At 71.0% G+C, this 1,108-nt stretch carries 1 protein-coding gene; it reads right to left on the bottom strand.

Translation table 11 applies throughout. The annotated features are described in order from the left end of the window. Positions 1-159: 159 nt before the first annotated feature. Positions 160-1,108, bottom strand: a 949-nt coding sequence (gene ligD, locus ACYP33_RS21300; protein ID WP_459623810.1) for a non-homologous end-joining DNA ligase, incomplete at its 5' end; no start/stop codon positions are given.

Below are 1,108 nucleotides of genomic sequence, written 5' to 3'. Positions count from 1 at the left end.
CGCCAGGGCGCGCAAGGTCCAGTAGTCGAGTTCTCGGGCATCGAGTCGATCGGTTTGCATGGCAGGGGTCCAGGGCTGGAAATGGGGCGGTGGGGGGATGCGGAACGTGCCGCAGCATTCATGCCCGCGCCCGCATCGATGCGGTCGTGCCGCCGGGCCTCAACCCGAACCGGGCGCGAGCCGCTTGCGCATCGCGGCGGTGAGCCGTTGCCGCACGTCGCCGTAGCCCTCCCACGGGTCGCGTTCAAGCGCCGCGAGCCGCGCGGCGACGTTCGCGATGGTCCATTGCGCGCCGCCGCGCGTCGCCGGCACCTCGTCCCAGGCAAGCGGCACCGATACGCCGAGCCCGGGCCGCGCGCGCGCCGAGTAGGCGGCCACGGTGCTCGCGCCGCGCCCGTTGCGCAGATAGTCCACGAAGATCAGCCCCTTCCGGTGCTTCGGCCCCATCGTCGCGGTGAAGCGTTCGGGCAGCGTCGCGGCCAGGTGCCGGGCGACGTCCTGCGAAAAATCGCGCGCGTCGTCCCACGACGTGTGGCGGCTGATCGGCGCGACCACGTGCAGGCCCTTGCCGCCGCTCGTCTTGCAGAACGATTCGAGCCCGAGTTCGTCGAGCAGCGCACGCACCAGCCCCGCCGCGTCGGTCATCGCGCGCCACGGCAGCGACGGGTCCGGGTCGAGATCGAACACGAGCCGGTCGGGGCGCTCGATCCGGTCGATCGAGGCGTTCCAGGTATGGAATTCGATGGTGTCGAATTGCGCGGCGTGGATCAGCGCGGTTGCGTCGTCGAGTGTGATCAGCGCGTCGTGGCCGGGGTCGAGCCCGGGATGCCGCGTGACGAACGTCATGCCTTGCCTGCCTGCGTGCTTCTGAAAGAACGACGGGCCGCCGACGCCCTTCATGTACCGCACCAGCGACACCGGCCGGCCGTGCAGTTGCGGCAGCAGCCACGGCGCGAGCGCCGCGTAGTAGTGCACCAGGTCGAGCTTGGTCGCGCCGCTGTCGGCGTCGATCACGCGCTCGGGGTGGGTGATGCGCACGCCGTGAAGGTCGGCGTCGCTGCGCTGTTTCGTCATGGTTCGTCGGTCCGGGGGCGTGGCGGAGGGCGGC

The sequence above is a fragment of the Burkholderia sp. 3C genome, from assembly GCF_054589155.1.
The sequence above is the reverse complement of the archived record's forward strand: the minus strand, read 5'-3'. Positions and strand labels throughout refer to the sequence as shown.